Raw genomic sequence first — 14777 nt, 5'->3', positions numbered from 1 at the left:
GCGGCAATTCTAGCGGGCCTGGACTCTAGCGGGCCTGCTGCCTAAGCCGGGATTCAGGGCCTCGCCGCGGCGGTCGCCTACAATTCCCCCATTCGACCAATTTCGAGCGCGATGACCCGTCTCCGTCTGTGGCTGTCCATTCTGCTGACTTGCCTGGCATTCCTGGCCGGCCCGGCCGTGGCTCAGCAGCACACGGTCATCCAGCAGGAGAACGTCCGCTACGACTACGCCCAGGTGCTGCGGGTGACGCCGGTCTACCAGACCCTTACTGCGACGCGCACCGAACAGCGCTGCGAACCCACCCCTGAGGAGAAATCGCGGCTCTCGCGCGCCGTCGGGGCGATCAAGGACGTCCTGCGCCGGGACGACAACAAGGGCAGCAACTGCCAGAACGTGCCGGTCGAGCGCGAATTCCGCCGCCCGATCGCCTACGACGTCGACTACGTCTACAAGGGCGCCAAGTTCCGCTCGCGCCTGCCCGAGGACCCGGGCAACCGCCTGCGCATCCGCATCGCCATTACCCCGGCCGTGCCGGGCGCGACCACGCCCTGACCGCACGGCCCCGACTTCAGGCCCTCATAACGGCTCATTCCGCATCGTGATGGGCGACAGGTTGCGTCGGGGGGCGGGCCGTGCAAACATTCGCGCCCTCATGAAGACCCTGCGCGCCGACGCTGACGTAATGACCTCCGCCTGGATGGCGGCGGGCATGACCTCGCGCGCGCGCCGACCGTTCCCGCCACTGCTGGCTGGGTAGCGCGTCCGCGCCATTGGATTGAACGATGGCATGACACACGAAGAGCCCAGCCTGTGCGCTGGGCTCTTTTGTTTTTACGGCCCAGCGACGAGTTACTGATTTGTCCTTGGAGACCGCGATGAAGTCCATCCACAAGCCTGCCGTCCAGCAGCATTTCCTAAACACCCAGGACTGGTCCCGCCCGGACCTGGACGCCCTGCTCACGCAGGCCGCCAACTTCAAGCGATACAAGCTCGGCGAGGAACTCAAGGGCCGCTCGATCGCGCTGGTGTTCTTCAATCCGTCCATGCGCACCCGCACCAGCTTCGAGCTGGGCGCGTTCCAGCTCGGCGGCCACGCCATCGTGCTGCAGCCGGGCAAGGATGCGTGGCCGATCGAGTTCGACCTGGGCACGGTGATGGAAGGCGACACCGAGGAGCACATCAAGGAAGTCGCGCAGGTGCTCGGCCGCTACGTCGACCTGATCGGCGTACGCGCGTTTCCCAAGTTCGTCGACTGGGGCTACGACCGCGAGGACATCGTCCTGAAGTCGTTCGCGAAGTACTCGCCGGTGCCGGTGATCAACATGGAAACGATCACCCATCCCTGTCAGGAGCTGGCGCACATCCTCGCGCTGCAGGAGCACTTCGGCACCACCGACCTGCGCGGCAAGAAGTACGTGCTGACCTGGACCTACCATCCCAAGCCGCTGAACACGGCGGTGGCTAACTCCGCCCTGACCATCGCCACACGCATGGGCATGGACGTGACCCTGCTGTGCCCGACGCCGGACTATCTGCTGGACGAGCGCTATATGGGCTGGGCCGAACAGAACGTTGCCGAAAGCGGCGGCTCGTTCGCGGTCAGCCACGACATCGAAAGCGCCTACCGCGGCGCCGACGTGGTCTATGCCAAGAGCTGGGGCGCCTTGCCGTTCTTCGGCAACTGGGCGCCGGAGAAGCCCATCCGCGACCAGTTCAAGCACTTCATCGTCGACGAACAGAAGATGGCGCTGACCAACAACGGCGTCTTCAGCCACTGCCTGCCGCTGCGCCGCAACGTCAAGGCCACCGACGCGGTGATGGATTCGCCGCAGTGCATCGCCATCGACGAGGCCGAGAACCGCCTGCATGTGCAGAAGGCGATCATGGCCGCGCTGGTCCGCTGACATTTCTTTGCAACGCTCCTTTCATACAACACATCGCCCCCACGGAATTCCCATGAGCAATCGCGACATCGTCCTAGCCTTCTCCGGCGGCCTCGACACCAGCTTCTGCGTGCCTTATCTGCAGGAACGCGGCTGGAACGTGCATACCGTCTTCGCCGACACCGGCGGCGTCGACGCGGAGGAACGCGCCTTCATCGAGCAGCGCGCCGCCGAACTGGGCGTGGCTTCGCATGTCACCGTCGACGGCGGCCCGGCGATCTGGGAAGGCTTCGTCAAGCCGTTCGTGTGGGCGGGCGAGGGCTACCAGGGCCAATACCCGCTGCTCGTCTCCGACCGTTACCTGATCGTCGACGCCGCGCTCAGGCGCTGCGCCGAGCTGGGCACCAAGGCCATCGCGCACGGCTGCACCGGCATGGGCAACGACCAGGTGCGTTTCGACCTGGCGGTGAAGGCGCTGGGCGACTACGAGATCGTCGCGCCGATCCGCGAAATCCAGAAGGAACACACCGAAGTCCGCGCCTACGAGCAGAAGTACCTGGAAGAACGCGGCTTCGGCGTGCGCGCCAAGCAGAAGGCCTACACCATCAACGAGAACCTGCTCGGCCTGACCATGTCCGGCGGCGAGATCGACCGCTGGCAGGCGCCGGGCGAGGGCGCGCGCGGCTGGTGCAAGCCGCGCGCCGAATGGCCGGCGGAGCCGCTGCGGGTAAAGGTCGGCTTCGTCAACGGCGAAGCGGTCGCGCTGAATGGCGAGAAGATGGAAGGCCATACGCTGCTGGCCCGGCTCAACTCGCTGTTCGCGGCCTATGGTGTTGGCCGTGGCATCTACACCGGCGACACGACCATCGGTCTCAAGGGCCGCATTATTTTCGAGGCGCCGGGCCTGATCTCGCTGCTCACCGCGCACCGCGCGCTGGAAGAGGCGGTGCTGAGCAAGCAGCAGAACCGCTTCAAGCCGGACGTTGCGCGCAAGTGGGTGGAGCTGGTGTACGAGGGCTTCTATCACGATCCGCTCAAGACCGACCTGGAAGCCTTCCTCGCTTCCAGCCAGTCCACCGTCACCGGCGACGTCGTGCTGGAAACGCAGGGCGGCGTGGTCAATGCCGTGGCCATCGAATCCAGGCACATCCTCAACGCCAAGGGCGCGACCTATGCGCAGGCGGCGGATTGGGGCGTGGCCGAGGCCGAAGGCTTCATCAAGCTGTTCGGCATGAGCAGCACCCTGTGGGCCGAAGTGAATCGCTGAGCGTGAATCGCAAATACGTGCCCAATCTCGACCTGGTGAACGCATGACCGACCTGCTGGCCCAGACCCTGCAGCACCTCGAAGCGCTGGTGTCGTACGACACCCGCAATCCGCCGCGCGACATCGGTACCGGCGGCATCTTCGACTACCTGCGGTCGCAGCTCGACGGTTTCCGTGTGGAAGTCACCGATCACGGCGCGGGCGCGGTGTCGCTGCTCGCCGTGCGCGGCAATCCGTCGCGCCTGTTCAACGTGCACCTGGACACGGTGCCGTCGTCGCAGGCGTGGTCGGCGGATCCGCTGAAGCTGCGGCTCACCAGCGACCGCGCGATCGGTCTGGGCGCGTGCGACATCAAGGGCGCGGCGGCCGGTCTACTGGCCGCGGCCGCGCGCACGAGTGGCGATGCCGCCTTCCTCTTCAGCACCGACGAGGAAGCCAATGACGCGCGCTGCATCGCCGCGTTCCTCGCCAGCGACCACGGATTCAGTGAAGCCATCGTCGCCGAGCCGACCCGCTGCGAAGCCGTACTCGCGCATCGCGGCATCGCCTCGGTGCTGATGAAGTTCCGCGGGCACGCCGGACATGCCTCCGGCGCCGATGCGCTGCACACCAGTGCGCTGCACGACGCGATGCGCTGGGGCCACAACGCGCTCGAGTTCGTCGAGTCGCAGGCGCACCAGCGTTTCGGCGGCCTGACCGGCCTACGCTTCAACATCGGCCGCGTCGAGGGCGGGATCAAGGCGAACATGATCGCGCCCAGCGCGGAAGTGCGGTTCGGTTTCCGGCCGCTGCCGTCGATGCCGATCGACGCGCTGCACGAGCACTTCCGTTCGCTGCGTGGCGCGGCGGCGATCGAGTCGTACCAGGAGACCTTCCACGGCCCGTCGCTGCCCAGCGGCAACATCGCCGGCGCCGAACAGCGCCGCCTGCAAGCGCGCGATCTGGCCGATGCAATGGACCTGCCGATCGGCAACGCCGTGGATTTCTGGACCGAAGCCTCGCTGTTCTCCGCCGCGGGCCTCACCGCACTGGTGTATGGACCCGGCGACATCGCCCAGGCACACACTGCCGACGAGTGGGTGGCGTTCGACCAGCTCGCCACCGCCGCCTCCACCTACCAGCGCCTGCTGGATTCATCCGCATGAACGCACAGATCGATTCCGTCCCCGCAGCGCGCAAGTTCCAGAACGCCGAGCCCAAAGCCACCATGACCGACATGCGCAACACGATCGTCCGCCTGCTGTCCAACATGGCCAGCGCGAAGGAGATCCAGCAGTACCTGAAGCGCTTCTCAGGGGTCGACGCTTCGCGCTTCGCCGTGGTCAAGGTCGGCGGCGCGGTGCTGCGCGACGACATGGACGCGCTGGTGTCCTCGCTCGCCTTCCTGCAGCAGGTCGGACTGACGCCGATCGTCGTGCACGGCGCCGGCCCGCAGCTCGACGAGGAAATGAAGAAGGCGGGCATCGAGAAGCGCACGGTGAACAACCTGCGCGTCACCGACGGCCCGGTGCTGGCGGTCGTGCGCCGGGTGATGCGCGAGGAGAACCTGCGCCTGGTCGAAGCCCTGCAGGAGCAGGGCGTGCGCGCGACCTCGATCCAGTCCGGCGTGTTCGAGGCCGAATTCCTCGATCGCAACGTGTACGAACTGGTCGGCAAGGTGACCCGCGTAGACATCGAAGGCATCCAGGCGGCGATCAAGGTCGGCTCGATTCCGGTGATCGCCTCGCTGGCGGAAACCGCCGACGGCCAGATCGTCAATGTCAATGCCGATTGGGCGGCGAACGAGCTGATCAAGACCCTGCAGCCGTACAAGATCGTGTTCCTGACCGGCACCGGTGGTCTGCTCGACGAACACGGCAAGGTGATCGATTCGATCAACCTGTCCACCGAGTACGAGCACCTGATCGAGCAGCCGTGGATCAACGGCGGCATGAAGGTGAAGATCGAACAGATCAAGGACCTGCTGTACGCACTGCCGCTGTCCTCGTCGGTGTCGATCACCAAGCCTTCGCATCTGGCGAAGGAACTGTTCACCCACAAGGGCTCGGGCACGCTGGTGCGTCGGGGTGAGCGCGTGCTGCAAGCCGCGCGCTGGGAAGAACTCGATCTGGAGCGTCTGCGCGGCCTGATCGAATCCGCCTTCGGTCGCCGGCTGCTGCCGGATTACTTCGAGCGCACGCGCCTGCATCACGCCTACGTCAGCGAGAACTATCGCGCGGCGGTGATCCTGACCGCCGAAGACGCGGGCACGTATCTCGACAAATTCGCCGTACTCGACGAGGCGCAAGGCGAGGGCCTGGGGCGCGCCGTCTGGCAGGTGATGCGCGAGCAGAACCCGAGCCTGTTCTGGCGCTCGCGCCATGGCAATCCGGTGAATCCGTTCTACTACGCCGAATCCGACGGTTGCCTCAAGCAGCCGCAGTGGAAGGTGTTCTGGTACGGGTTCGACGGCTTCGACGCGATCGAGCGTTGCGTGGAACACTGCCGTACGCGGCCGGCCACCCTGAAGGATTGAGATGAGCGTCGTGCAACTTCCGACCGATTGGCAGCGCGTGCCCTTGCTGCGCGGCGAACACGTCGCGCTGGAACCGCTGCGGCCGGCGCACGCCGAGGGCCTGCGTGTGGCGCTGGGCGACGGTGAGCTGTCCAAATGCTGGTACACGAACGTGCCGGCGCCGGAAGGCGTCGAGGCCTATGTCCAGGCCGCGTTCGACATGCAGGCGGAAGGCCGCGCACTGCCGTTCACCGTGCGCGCCGCCAATGGTGAGATCGTGGGTTCGACGCGCTTCTACGAGCCCGACCCGGTCGTTCCCAGGGTCAGCATCGGTTACACCTGGTACGCGAAACAGGTGCAGCGCACCGGGTTGAACACCGAAGCCAAGCTGCTGTTGCTCACCCACGCCTTCGAGACGCTGGGCTGCATCGCTGTGGTCTTCGAGACCAGCTGGTTCAACCACGCCTCGCGCACCGCGATCGCGCGTCTGGGCGCGAAGCAGGACGGCGTGCTGCGCAACAACCGCCGCCACAGCGACGGCAGCCCGCGCGACACGGTCGTGTTTTCGATCATCGACGTGGAATGGCCGGCGGTGAAGCGCCATCTGCAGTTCAAGCTGGAGCAGTACCGTCATGGCTGAACGGATCGGTATCGTCGGCGCGCGCGGGTATGTCGGCTCGGAACTGATCCGGCTGATCGCGGCGCATCCGCGCTTCGAACTGGCCTTCGTGTCCTCGCGCGAACGCGAGGGTCAGCGGCTGCGCGATCACGAGGCCGGTTACTCGGGCGATCTCACTTACGTCGCCTATGGCCCGGAGGAAGCCGCGGGGCAGGGCGTCGATGCGCTGATACTCGCACTGCCCAACGGCAAGGCGGCGCCGTTCGTGGCCGCGGCCGACGCGATTGCGCCGCAGACGCTGATCATCGATCTGTCGGCCGACTATCGCTTCGACGACGGCTGGTACTACGGGTTGCCGGAACTGACCCGCGCGAAGTACGCGGGACAGCGGCGCATCAGCAATCCCGGCTGCTATGCCACCGCCATGCAATTGGCGATAGCGCCGATGCTGGACGCCGTCGAGGGACCGCTGCAGTGCTTCGGCGTATCCGGCTATTCCGGCGCCGGCACGACGCCGTCCGACAAGAACGATCCGGAGAAGCTGCGCGACAACCTCATGCCGTATGCCCTGACCGGGCACGTGCACGAGCGCGAAGTCACCCGCCAACTCGGTCACCCGGTGGAGTTCATGCCGCACGTCGCGCCGTATTTCCGCGGCCTGACGATCACCGCGAACCTGCATCTGCAGCGCCCGTTCACCCGCGACGAAGTGGCCGCGCGCTATCGCGAGCGCTACGCGGACGAGCCGCTGGTGCGCGTCGCGGATGCGGCACCGTGGGTCAGCGACATCGCCAACGCCCACCATGTCGACGTCGGCGGCTTCACGCTGGCGGACGACGGACGCCGGCTCGTGGTGGTGTCCACCGAAGACAACCTGCTCAAGGGCGCGGCGACGCAGGCCTTGCAGAACCTCAATCTCGCCTTCGGTTTCGACGAAACCGCGGGCATCCCCGTGTAAGGCAACGACCATGTCCGATCTGCTCTGGCAAAAACCCGGCGTCAAGGTCGACGCACGCATCCAGAAATTCCTGGCCGGCGAAGACGTGATCCTCGATCGCGAGTTCTTCCTGTTCGACATCCAGGCCAGCCGCGCGCACGCCGAAGGCCTGCAGCAGATCGGCATCCTTAGCGGAGAGGAGCTCGACGCACTGAAAGGCGAACTAGCGGCGCTGGCCGAAGATTTCCGTCGCGGCCTGTTCGTGCTTGACGAGCGCTTTGAGGACGGCCATTCCGCGATCGAAGCACGCCTGGTCGAACGCCTCGGCGATGCCGGCCGCAAGATCCACACCGGCCGCAGCCGCAACGACCAGATCCTGGTCGCCACGCGCCTATGGCTCAAAGACCGGCTCGCGCGCGTGGCCGCGCTGTGCCGCGAATCGGCCGAAGTCGCATTGGCGCGCGCTGAAGCGGAAAGCCTGCTGCCGTTGCCCGGCTACACCCATCTGCAGCGCGCGGTCGTGTCTTCGGCCGGCATGTGGTGGGCCGCCTGGGCCGAAGGCTTCATCGACGATGCACAACGCGCGCAGCAGACGCTGGCGTGGGTCGACGCGAATCCGCTCGGCAGTGCCGCCGGCTATGGCGTCAACCTGCCGCTGGCGCGCGAACACACCACGCAGGCGCTCGGTTTCGGCCGCATGCAGGTGTCGGCCGCGTATGCGCAGCTGTCGCGCGGCAAGTTCGAGATGGCGGCGATCGAAGCCTTGTCTTCGGCCCTGCTCGACCTGCGTCGCCTGGCCTGGGATCTGAGCCTGTTCACCAGCGCCGAATTCGATTTCGTCGCCTTGCCGTCCGAATACACGACCGGCAGCTCGATCATGCCGAACAAGCGCAATCCCGACGTGATCGAGCTGATGCGCGCCACGTATTCCGCGGCTGCGGCGGCGCGCACCGAAATCGAACAGTTACTGTCGCTGCCGTCCGGCTATCACCGCGATCTGCAGTTCTCCAAGGGCGCGATCTTCCACGCCTTCGGCCGCGGCCTTGGCGCACTGGAACTGCTGCCGGATCTGCTGCGCAACCTCGAATGGAAGCCGGAGCGCCTGCGCGCCGCGCTCGATCCGTCGATGTACGCGACCGATCTCGCCGTCGATCTGGCGCGGCAAGGCATGCCGTTCCGCGATGCCTACAAGCAGGCGGCCGATCCCGCGCGCTGGGAGCAAGGCGATCCGCAAGCGAGCCTGGCGGCGCGCACCTCTCCCGGCGCGGCGGCGGATCTGCGTCTGGATGTCTTGCGCGCGCGATGGGCGGCGCTGACCTGATGGGCGCGCACGCTTTCGGCACGCAGTCGTTGCCCACATGGCGGCGCGCCGTGCTGAAAGTGGGCAGCAGCCTGCTGGCCGCGGACGGCGCCGGCGTTTCGGAGAGATTCGCTGCGGCGCTCGCCGCGTTCGTAAAGCACAGCCGCGCGCAGGGGCGCGAAGTCGTGATCGTGTCCTCGGGCGCGGTCGCCGCCGGCCGCAGCGTGCTGCAGGCGGAAGCGGCCGGGCTTACGCAACGCCAGGCCCTTGCCGCGCTCGGGCAGACGCATGTCGTCGCCCTGTGGCAGCGGCTGCTGGATGCGCCGGTGGCGCAGGTGCTGCTCAGCCATGACGACCTGCGCAATCGGCGCCGCTATCTCAATGCGCGTTCGACCTTGCGCGAGCTGCTGCGCCTGCAGGCCATTCCCGTCATCAACGAGAACGACACGGTGGCGGTGGACGAACTCAAGCTCGGTGACAACGACAACCTGGCCGCCGTCGTCGCCGCGCTGGTGGACGCGGATCTGCTGTTGATCGCGACCGACATTCCCGGCTTGTATAGCGGCCATCCCGTGCACGACCCGCAGGCGCGACCCGTTCCGCACGTCGCGCGGATCACGCCCGACATCGTGCGGATGGCGGCAGGCGACGCCGGCGCCCTAGGGACGGGCGGCATGCGGACCAAACTCGAAGCAGCCGGCAAGGCTGCAGCGGCCGGCATCGATACCGTGCTGTTCTGCGGTCGCGACGCGGAAGTGGTCGCCGCACTGGCGCAGGGAACGTTGCACGGCACGTATCTGCAAGCGCATGGCGATCGCCTGATCGCGAAAAAGTTGTGGCTGCGCCATGCGCCCACGGGCCTGCACGGCGTGCGCGTGGATGCCGGCGCCGCGCAGGCGCTGGACGCGCGCGGTGCTTCCCTGCTGCCGGGCGGCGTTACCGCCGTGGAAGGCGAATTCGGCCGCGGCGATCTCATCGAAGTGCGGCTGGCGGGCGACGCTTCCGGCACCGTGCTTGCGCGCGGGCTGGCCCAATACAACTCCGCCGACTTGCGCCGCATCGCCGGCCGTCACAGCCGCGACATCGAATCGATCCTCGGCTATCGCTATGGTGAAGCCGTGATCCATCGCGACGATCTGGTCATGCTGTCGCCGGGCGAACAGCCCCGAGAGGAACACGCATGACCGGTTCCGGTTACGTCCGCGCCTTGGCCGAAGCCGCCCGCGAGGCGCAGATCGCGATCGCCGCACTGGATACGGCGTCGCGCCGCCACCTGATCGAAGCGATGGCCACGGCTTTGGGAGCCGATCGCGCCACGATTCTCGCTGCCAACGATGAAGACATGCGCCGCGCACGCGCCGCGGGTACGGCGGGCGCCATGCTCGATCGCCTGCGATTAGACGAAGCGCGCCTCACCGGCGTCGCCGAAGCACTGCGCCGCATCGCGACCTTGCCCGATCCCGTGGGGCAGGTGACACGCAAGGACGTGCGTGCCGACGGCCTGAGCATCGAGCGCGTGCGCGTACCGCTGGGCCTGATCGCGATGATCTACGAAGCGCGACCGAACGTGACGGCGGACGCCGCGGCGCTCTGCCTGATGGCCGGCAATTCCGTGATCCTGCGCGGTGGTTCCGAGGCGCGGTCCAGCAATCGCGCCATCGCGGAAAGCCTGCGTCGCGCCTTGCGCGAATTCGGCGTGCCGGAAGCGGCCATCTCGCTCATCGAAGATCCGGCGCGCGAACACATGCTCGAACTGCTGCAACTCACCGATCTGATCGATCTGGCCATCCCGCGCGGCGGAGAAGGGCTGATCCGCTTCGTCGCCGAGCACGCGCGCGTCCCGGTGATCAAGCACTACAAGGGCGTATGCCATCTGTACGTGGACCGGGCCGCCGATCCCGCGCTTGCCACGCGCTTGCTGCTCGACGGCAAGGCCTCGCGCCCCGCGGTCTGCAATGCATTGGAAACCCTGCTGGTGCATGCGGAGTTCGCTGGCGTCTTCCTGCCGGACGCCATGGCCGCACTGACGGTGCGCGGTGTCGAAATACGCGGCGACGAGCGTGTACGCGCCTATTGGCCCGACGCGCATCCAGCCACCGACGCCGATTACGCCGCCGAATTCCTCGACCTGGTCATCGCCGTGCGCGTGGTCGATTCGCTGGACGACGCGCTCGCGCATATCCGGCGCTACGGCTCCGACCACACCGAAGTGATCGCCAGCGACGATCCCGCCGCCGCCGAAGCCTTCGTGCGCGGCCTGCGCAGCTCCGCGGTGATGGTCAACGCCTCGTCCCGCTTCAACGACGGCGGCGAACTTGGTTTGGGCGCCGAAATCGGCATCTCCACGACCCGCCTGCACGCCTACGGCCCGATGGGCCTGGAATCGCTGACGATCGAGCGCTACGTAGTGCGCGGAGCGGGGCAGGTGCGGCACCCGGATCTGCTGAATCCAGCCGGCTGAGCCGGCGTGGCTTGGCGCGCCGCCTAAAGACGGCAAAAGAACAAAAACGCCGGCGCAAGGCCGGCGTTTTCGCGAATCGATTGGTCGGGGAGACAGGATTTGAACCTGCGACTTCTACGTCCCGAACGTAGCGCTCTACCAGGCTGAGCTACACCCCGACGGCAGAGCCCGGCATTCTAAAGGCGAGCTTCACTTCGGGCAAGTGGTCAGTTGCCATCAGTCGCCATTATTGGCGGGCCGGGCATGGCCGGTCCGGCGCCAGTTAAACTGTGTGGCCGCGCGAAAGCGCCGGATTCCCGGCCTCCCGGGACATCCCGACATCCGCAATTTGGAGCACCCGCTTGATCAAGCCGCGTACCCCGCCCGGGGTCATGGAGCTGTTGCCTCCTGACCAGGTCGCCTTCCAGCGCATGCTGGACGTGATCCGCCGCAATTACGAACGTTTCGGCTTCCTGCCGGTGGAAACCCCGGTCATGGAGCTGTCGGAGGTGCTGCTGACCAAGTCCGGCGGCGAGACCGAGCGGCAGGTGTATTTCGTCCAGTCGACCGGTGCGCTGAGCAAGTCGGAAAGCGGGCAGTCCGATGGCCTGCCAGAGCTGGCGCTGCGCTTCGACCTCACCGTGCCGCTGGCGCGCTACGTGGCCGAGCACGAGCACGACCTGGCGTTCCCGTTCCGTCGCTACCAGATGCAGCGCGTGTATCGTGGCGAGCGCGCGCAGCGCGGCCGTTTCCGCGAGTTCTACCAGTGCGACATCGATGTGATCGGCAAGGACGCGTTGAGCGTCCGCTTCGATGCGGAAATCCCCGCGGTCATCTATTCGGTGTTCTCGGACTTGGACATCGGCGCGTTCACCATCCAGATGAACAACCGCAAGTTGATGCGCGGATTCTTCGAGGCGCAGGGTGTCGCCGACGGCGAGCTGCAGGCACTGGTGCTGCGCGAGGTCGACAAGCTCGACAAGCGTGGCGAGGACTACGTGCGCGAGACGCTGACGGGCGAGGGCTTCAATCTGCCGGCCGCAGCGGTGGACCGGATCATGGCGTTCGTGAAGGTGCGTTCGACCTCGCACGCCGATGCGCTGGCGCAGCTGGACGCGCTGGGCGAGGGCAGCGAAGTGTTGCGCGAAGGCATCGCCGAGCTGCGCGAAGTGCTGGAACTCGTGCGCGCCATGGGCGTGCCGGAGACGCATTACGCGCTCAACTTCTCCATCGCGCGCGGCCTGGATTACTACACCGGCACGGTGTACGAGACCACGCTCAACGACTACCCGCAGATCGGTTCGATCTGCTCTGGCGGCCGCTACGAAAACCTGGCCAGCCACTACACCAAGTCGAAGCTGCCGGGCGTCGGCATTTCCATTGGTCTGACGCGCCTGTTCTGGCAGCTGCGCGAAGCCGGCCTGCTCGGTGCCGCCTCCGGCAGCACGGTGCAGGTGCTGGTCACGCAGATGGACGCGGCGCACCTGCCGCACTGCCTATCCGTGGCGAGCGACCTGCGTCGCGCCGGTTTCAACACCGAAGTGGTGATGGAAGCCGGCAAGCTCGCCAAGCAGTTCAAGTACGCCGACCGGGCCGGCATTCGTTTCGTGATCGTGCTCGGCGAGGACGAAATCGCCAAGGGCTCGGTCACGGTGAAGGACCTGCGCCGGGAAGACCAATTCACCATCGATCGCCACGAACTCGTCGGCGCCCTGCGCGTGGAACTCGCGCAGGCCGAAGTACTGCAGGGCTCACACGCATGAAATCGATTCGCCTCGACGGACGCTCGCTGACGCGGGCGCAGCTGGTAGCGGTCGCGCACGGCGCGACGGTTGAACTGGATGCCGCGCAATTGCCGGCGGTGCAGCGCGCGGCGGACTTCCTCGCCGAGCAGGCGCGCCGCGAAGAGCCGATCTATGGCGTCAACACCGGCTTCGGCAGCAACGCGGACAAGCTCCTCGGTGCGCACCGGCTACGCGAGAAATTGGCAGGCGCGGAGGCCAGCAGCGAGACCCTGCACGAAGAGCTGCAACGCAACCTGATCGTGACCCATGCGGTCTGCGTGGGCGAGCCGTTCGCGCCCGATGTCGTCCGCGCGATGCTCTGCATCCGCATCAACACGCTGCTGCGCGGCCACTCCGGCATTCGCGTCGAGATCCTGCAGGCGCTGACCGCGTTGCTCAACGCGGGCGTGGTGCCGGTCGTGCCGCAACTGGGTTCGGTCGGTGCGAGCGGCGATCTGGCGCCGCTGTCGCATCTGGCCATCGTGCTGCTCGGCGGCGGCGAAGCGTTCTACCAAGGCGAACGCCTGCCCGGCGGCGAAGCGCTCGAGCGCGCCGGCCTGCAGCCGGTCAAGCTGTCGTACAAGGAAGGTCTGGCGCTCAACAACGGCACGGCGCAGATGTTAGCGACGGGCGTATTGGCGCTGGCCAAGCTCGAAGCCTTGGTCGAAACCGCGGACCTCGCCGCGGCCATGACCATTGATGCTTTCGCCGGTCGCCTCGGTGCTTTCGCGGAGGAAGTACACGCCCTGCGTCCGCATCCGGGTCAGGTCGAAACCGCCGCCAATCTGCGTCGCTTGCTGGAAGGCTCGACGCTCAGCGACATCGCCTATCACCTGGTGCCGCGCTTCCGCGCGTGGCAGCCGGAGAGCTGGGACACGCCGGAGTCGCAGCAACTGCGCTTCGACATCGGTTGGGATTGGGTGCCATTCACCCAACGCCACGGACGCGAGAAGTTCTACAAGCGTTTCCGTCCGTTCCGCGGCGGCAAGAAGCATCAGCCGCAGGACAGCTACTCGCTGCGCTGCATCCCGCAGGTGCATGGCGCGGTGCGCGATGCGCTGGCGCAGGCGGCGCGGGTGCTCGAGATCGAACTCAATGCGCTCACCGACAATCCCATCGTGTTCCCGGACGCAAAGGCCGAGCACGTCGAGCAGCAGGTAATTTCTGCCGGCCATTTCCACGGCATGCCGCTGGCCCTGGCGATGAGCTACGTGAAGGCCGCGATTCCGGTGCTGGCTAGCATTTCCGAGCGCCGTCTCAACAAGCTCGTCGACAGCGCCACGAATGATGGTTTGCCTGGCTTCCTGATCGGCAATGAAGACGGCACCGAGTCCGGCTTCATGATCGTGCAGTACACGGCGGCGGCTATCGTCAACGATCTGTCCAGCCGCGCGATGCCGGCGTCGGTGTATTCGATTCCCACCAGTGCGAATGCCGAGGACCATGTGTCGATGGGCGCCAACGAGGCCCGCCATGTACTGGCGATGGCCGATGACCTCGGCAAGGTGTTGGCGCTGGAGTTGTATACCGGCGCGCAGGCGCTGGATCTGCGCCGCGACATGATCAATGCCGCACGCGCGTTGGCCGCACGCACGGATGCCGAAGGATTAGCCGCGAAGGTGGTGGGTGGTCCCGCGACGGGCAGCAATGATCGCGCGGGCTTCCTCGCCGAAGTCGAAGCACTGCGCGCCGAACTCGCAAGCGCCGAGGCCTTCCATCCGGGTAATGCGGTTGCCCGCGCGCATGCAGCGATTCGCGAACATGTGCCGTTCCTGGCCCGCGATCGCGCCCTCGACGGCGAAGTCGCCACGGCGGTGCGGCTGGTTCGCGACGGCATCGTGCTCGCCGCAGCGCGCGGCTGATTTTTGCTCGTCATCCCCGCGTAGGCGGGGATCCAGGGACTTTGTTTCGCTCTTGCTCGTCGTCCCCGCGAAGGCGGGGATCCAGGGACTTTGCTTTTGTTGGTGCTGGTGGGTAAAGCGTCGGCTTCGGCAGGACGCGCTGCCCGACGGGACGGGGGTGCTCCGCCCCTCCGGACGGCATCCCTGCCTTTA

At 66.6% G+C, this 14777-nt stretch carries 12 protein-coding genes and 1 tRNA gene; 12 read left to right on the top strand and 1 reads right to left on the bottom strand.

Translation table 11 applies throughout. The features are described from left to right. Positions 1-111: 111 nt before the first annotated feature. The 10 genes from ACYVJ8_RS07070 to ACYVJ8_RS07025 all read left to right on the top strand — a co-directional run bounded on the left by ACYVJ8_RS07070 (position 112) and on the right by ACYVJ8_RS07025 (position 10960). The gene (locus ACYVJ8_RS07070) at positions 112-552 is read left to right on the top strand and encodes a hypothetical protein (RefSeq protein WP_460710636.1); all 441 of its coding nucleotides are present in this window, start codon (positions 112-114) and stop codon (positions 550-552) included. Between the two features lie 323 nt (positions 553-875). After that, positions 876-1904: an N-acetylornithine carbamoyltransferase gene (locus ACYVJ8_RS07065; RefSeq protein ID WP_460710634.1), complete on the top strand. Its 1029-nt coding sequence runs from the start codon at positions 876-878 to the stop codon at positions 1902-1904. Between the two features lie 52 nt (positions 1905-1956). Continuing rightward, a complete protein-coding gene (locus ACYVJ8_RS07060) occupies positions 1957-3150 on the top strand; it encodes an argininosuccinate synthase (RefSeq protein WP_460710632.1) in 1194 nt (397 codons plus the stop codon). 43 nt (positions 3151-3193) lie between these two features. Then, positions 3194-4294 carry an acetylornithine deacetylase gene (locus ACYVJ8_RS07055; RefSeq protein ID WP_460710630.1) on the top strand — a complete coding sequence of 367 codons (1101 nt, stop codon included), beginning with the start codon at positions 3194-3196 and terminating at the stop codon, positions 4292-4294. Positions 4295-4356: 62 nt separating this feature from the next. Further along, the gene (locus ACYVJ8_RS07050) at positions 4357-5664 is read left to right on the top strand and encodes an acetylglutamate kinase (protein WP_460711089.1); all 1308 of its coding nucleotides are present in this window, start codon (positions 4357-4359) and stop codon (positions 5662-5664) included. 1 nt (position 5665) lies between these two features. Then, entirely contained in the window at positions 5666-6283 is a 618-nt protein-coding gene (locus ACYVJ8_RS07045) for a GNAT family N-acetyltransferase (protein WP_460710628.1), read from the top strand. Next, positions 6276-7220 carry an N-acetyl-gamma-glutamyl-phosphate reductase gene (argC, locus tag ACYVJ8_RS07040; RefSeq protein ID WP_460710626.1) on the top strand — a complete coding sequence of 315 codons (945 nt, stop codon included), beginning with the start codon at positions 6276-6278 and terminating at the stop codon, positions 7218-7220. The genes ACYVJ8_RS07045 and argC overlap by 8 nt, the downstream gene beginning before the upstream one ends. Before the next feature lie 10 nt (positions 7221-7230). Continuing rightward, complete coding sequence (gene argH / locus ACYVJ8_RS07035) at positions 7231-8520, top strand: argininosuccinate lyase (protein WP_460710624.1); 1290 nt, start codon at positions 7231-7233, stop codon at positions 8518-8520. After that, positions 8520-9683 carry a glutamate 5-kinase gene (gene proB, locus ACYVJ8_RS07030; protein ID WP_460710622.1) on the top strand — a complete coding sequence of 388 codons (1164 nt, stop codon included), beginning with the start codon at positions 8520-8522 and terminating at the stop codon, positions 9681-9683. Before argH ends, proB begins: the two co-directional genes overlap by 1 nt. Further along, a complete protein-coding gene (locus tag ACYVJ8_RS07025; RefSeq protein ID WP_460710620.1) occupies positions 9680-10960 on the top strand; it encodes a glutamate-5-semialdehyde dehydrogenase in 1281 nt (426 codons plus the stop codon). The genes proB and ACYVJ8_RS07025 overlap by 4 nt, the downstream gene beginning before the upstream one ends. A gap of 81 nt (positions 10961-11041) precedes the next feature. Here the strand turns inward: ACYVJ8_RS07025 and ACYVJ8_RS07020 are convergent. Further along, a tRNA-Pro gene (locus ACYVJ8_RS07020) sits at positions 11042-11118 on the bottom strand. A gap of 183 nt (positions 11119-11301) precedes the next feature. Between ACYVJ8_RS07020 and hisS the strand changes: the two genes are divergently transcribed. Beyond that, positions 11302-12702, top strand: a complete 1401-nt coding sequence (gene hisS, locus ACYVJ8_RS07015; protein WP_460710618.1) for a histidine--tRNA ligase — start codon at positions 11302-11304, stop codon at positions 12700-12702. Then, on the top strand, positions 12699-14585 hold the full coding sequence (locus ACYVJ8_RS07010) for an HAL/PAL/TAL family ammonia-lyase (protein WP_460710616.1): 1887 nt from the start codon (positions 12699-12701) through the stop codon (positions 14583-14585). Before hisS ends, ACYVJ8_RS07010 begins: the two co-directional genes overlap by 4 nt. Positions 14586-14777 lie beyond the last annotated feature (192 nt).

It is taken from the genome of Lysobacter terrae (assembly GCF_054782215.1).
The sequence above is the reverse complement of the archived record's forward strand: the minus strand, read 5'-3'. Positions and strand labels throughout refer to the sequence as shown.

What these genes read in the sequence shown, in the direction of transcription:
- ACYVJ8_RS07045 (WP_460710628.1), top strand. Translation starts at nt 5,666, where the DNA reads ATGAGCGTCGTGCAACTTCCGACCGATTGGCAGCGCGTGCCCTTGCTG.
- proB (WP_460710622.1), top strand. Translation starts at nt 8,520, where the DNA reads ATGGGCGCGCACGCTTTCGGCACGCAGTCGTTGCCCACATGGCGGCGC.
- ACYVJ8_RS07010 (WP_460710616.1), top strand. Translation starts at nt 12,699, where the DNA reads ATGAAATCGATTCGCCTCGACGGACGCTCGCTGACGCGGGCGCAGCTG.
- ACYVJ8_RS07050 (WP_460711089.1), top strand. Translation starts at nt 4,357, where the DNA reads ATGACCGACATGCGCAACACGATCGTCCGCCTGCTGTCCAACATGGCC.
- ACYVJ8_RS07055 (WP_460710630.1), top strand. Translation starts at nt 3,194, where the DNA reads ATGACCGACCTGCTGGCCCAGACCCTGCAGCACCTCGAAGCGCTGGTG.
- ACYVJ8_RS07025 (WP_460710620.1), top strand. Translation starts at nt 9,680, where the DNA reads ATGACCGGTTCCGGTTACGTCCGCGCCTTGGCCGAAGCCGCCCGCGAG.
- ACYVJ8_RS07070 (WP_460710636.1), top strand. Translation starts at nt 112, where the DNA reads ATGACCCGTCTCCGTCTGTGGCTGTCCATTCTGCTGACTTGCCTGGCA.
- argH (WP_460710624.1), top strand. Translation starts at nt 7,231, where the DNA reads ATGTCCGATCTGCTCTGGCAAAAACCCGGCGTCAAGGTCGACGCACGC.
- ACYVJ8_RS07060 (WP_460710632.1), top strand. Translation starts at nt 1,957, where the DNA reads ATGAGCAATCGCGACATCGTCCTAGCCTTCTCCGGCGGCCTCGACACC.
- argC (WP_460710626.1), top strand. Translation starts at nt 6,276, where the DNA reads ATGGCTGAACGGATCGGTATCGTCGGCGCGCGCGGGTATGTCGGCTCG.
- ACYVJ8_RS07065 (WP_460710634.1), top strand. Translation starts at nt 876, where the DNA reads ATGAAGTCCATCCACAAGCCTGCCGTCCAGCAGCATTTCCTAAACACC.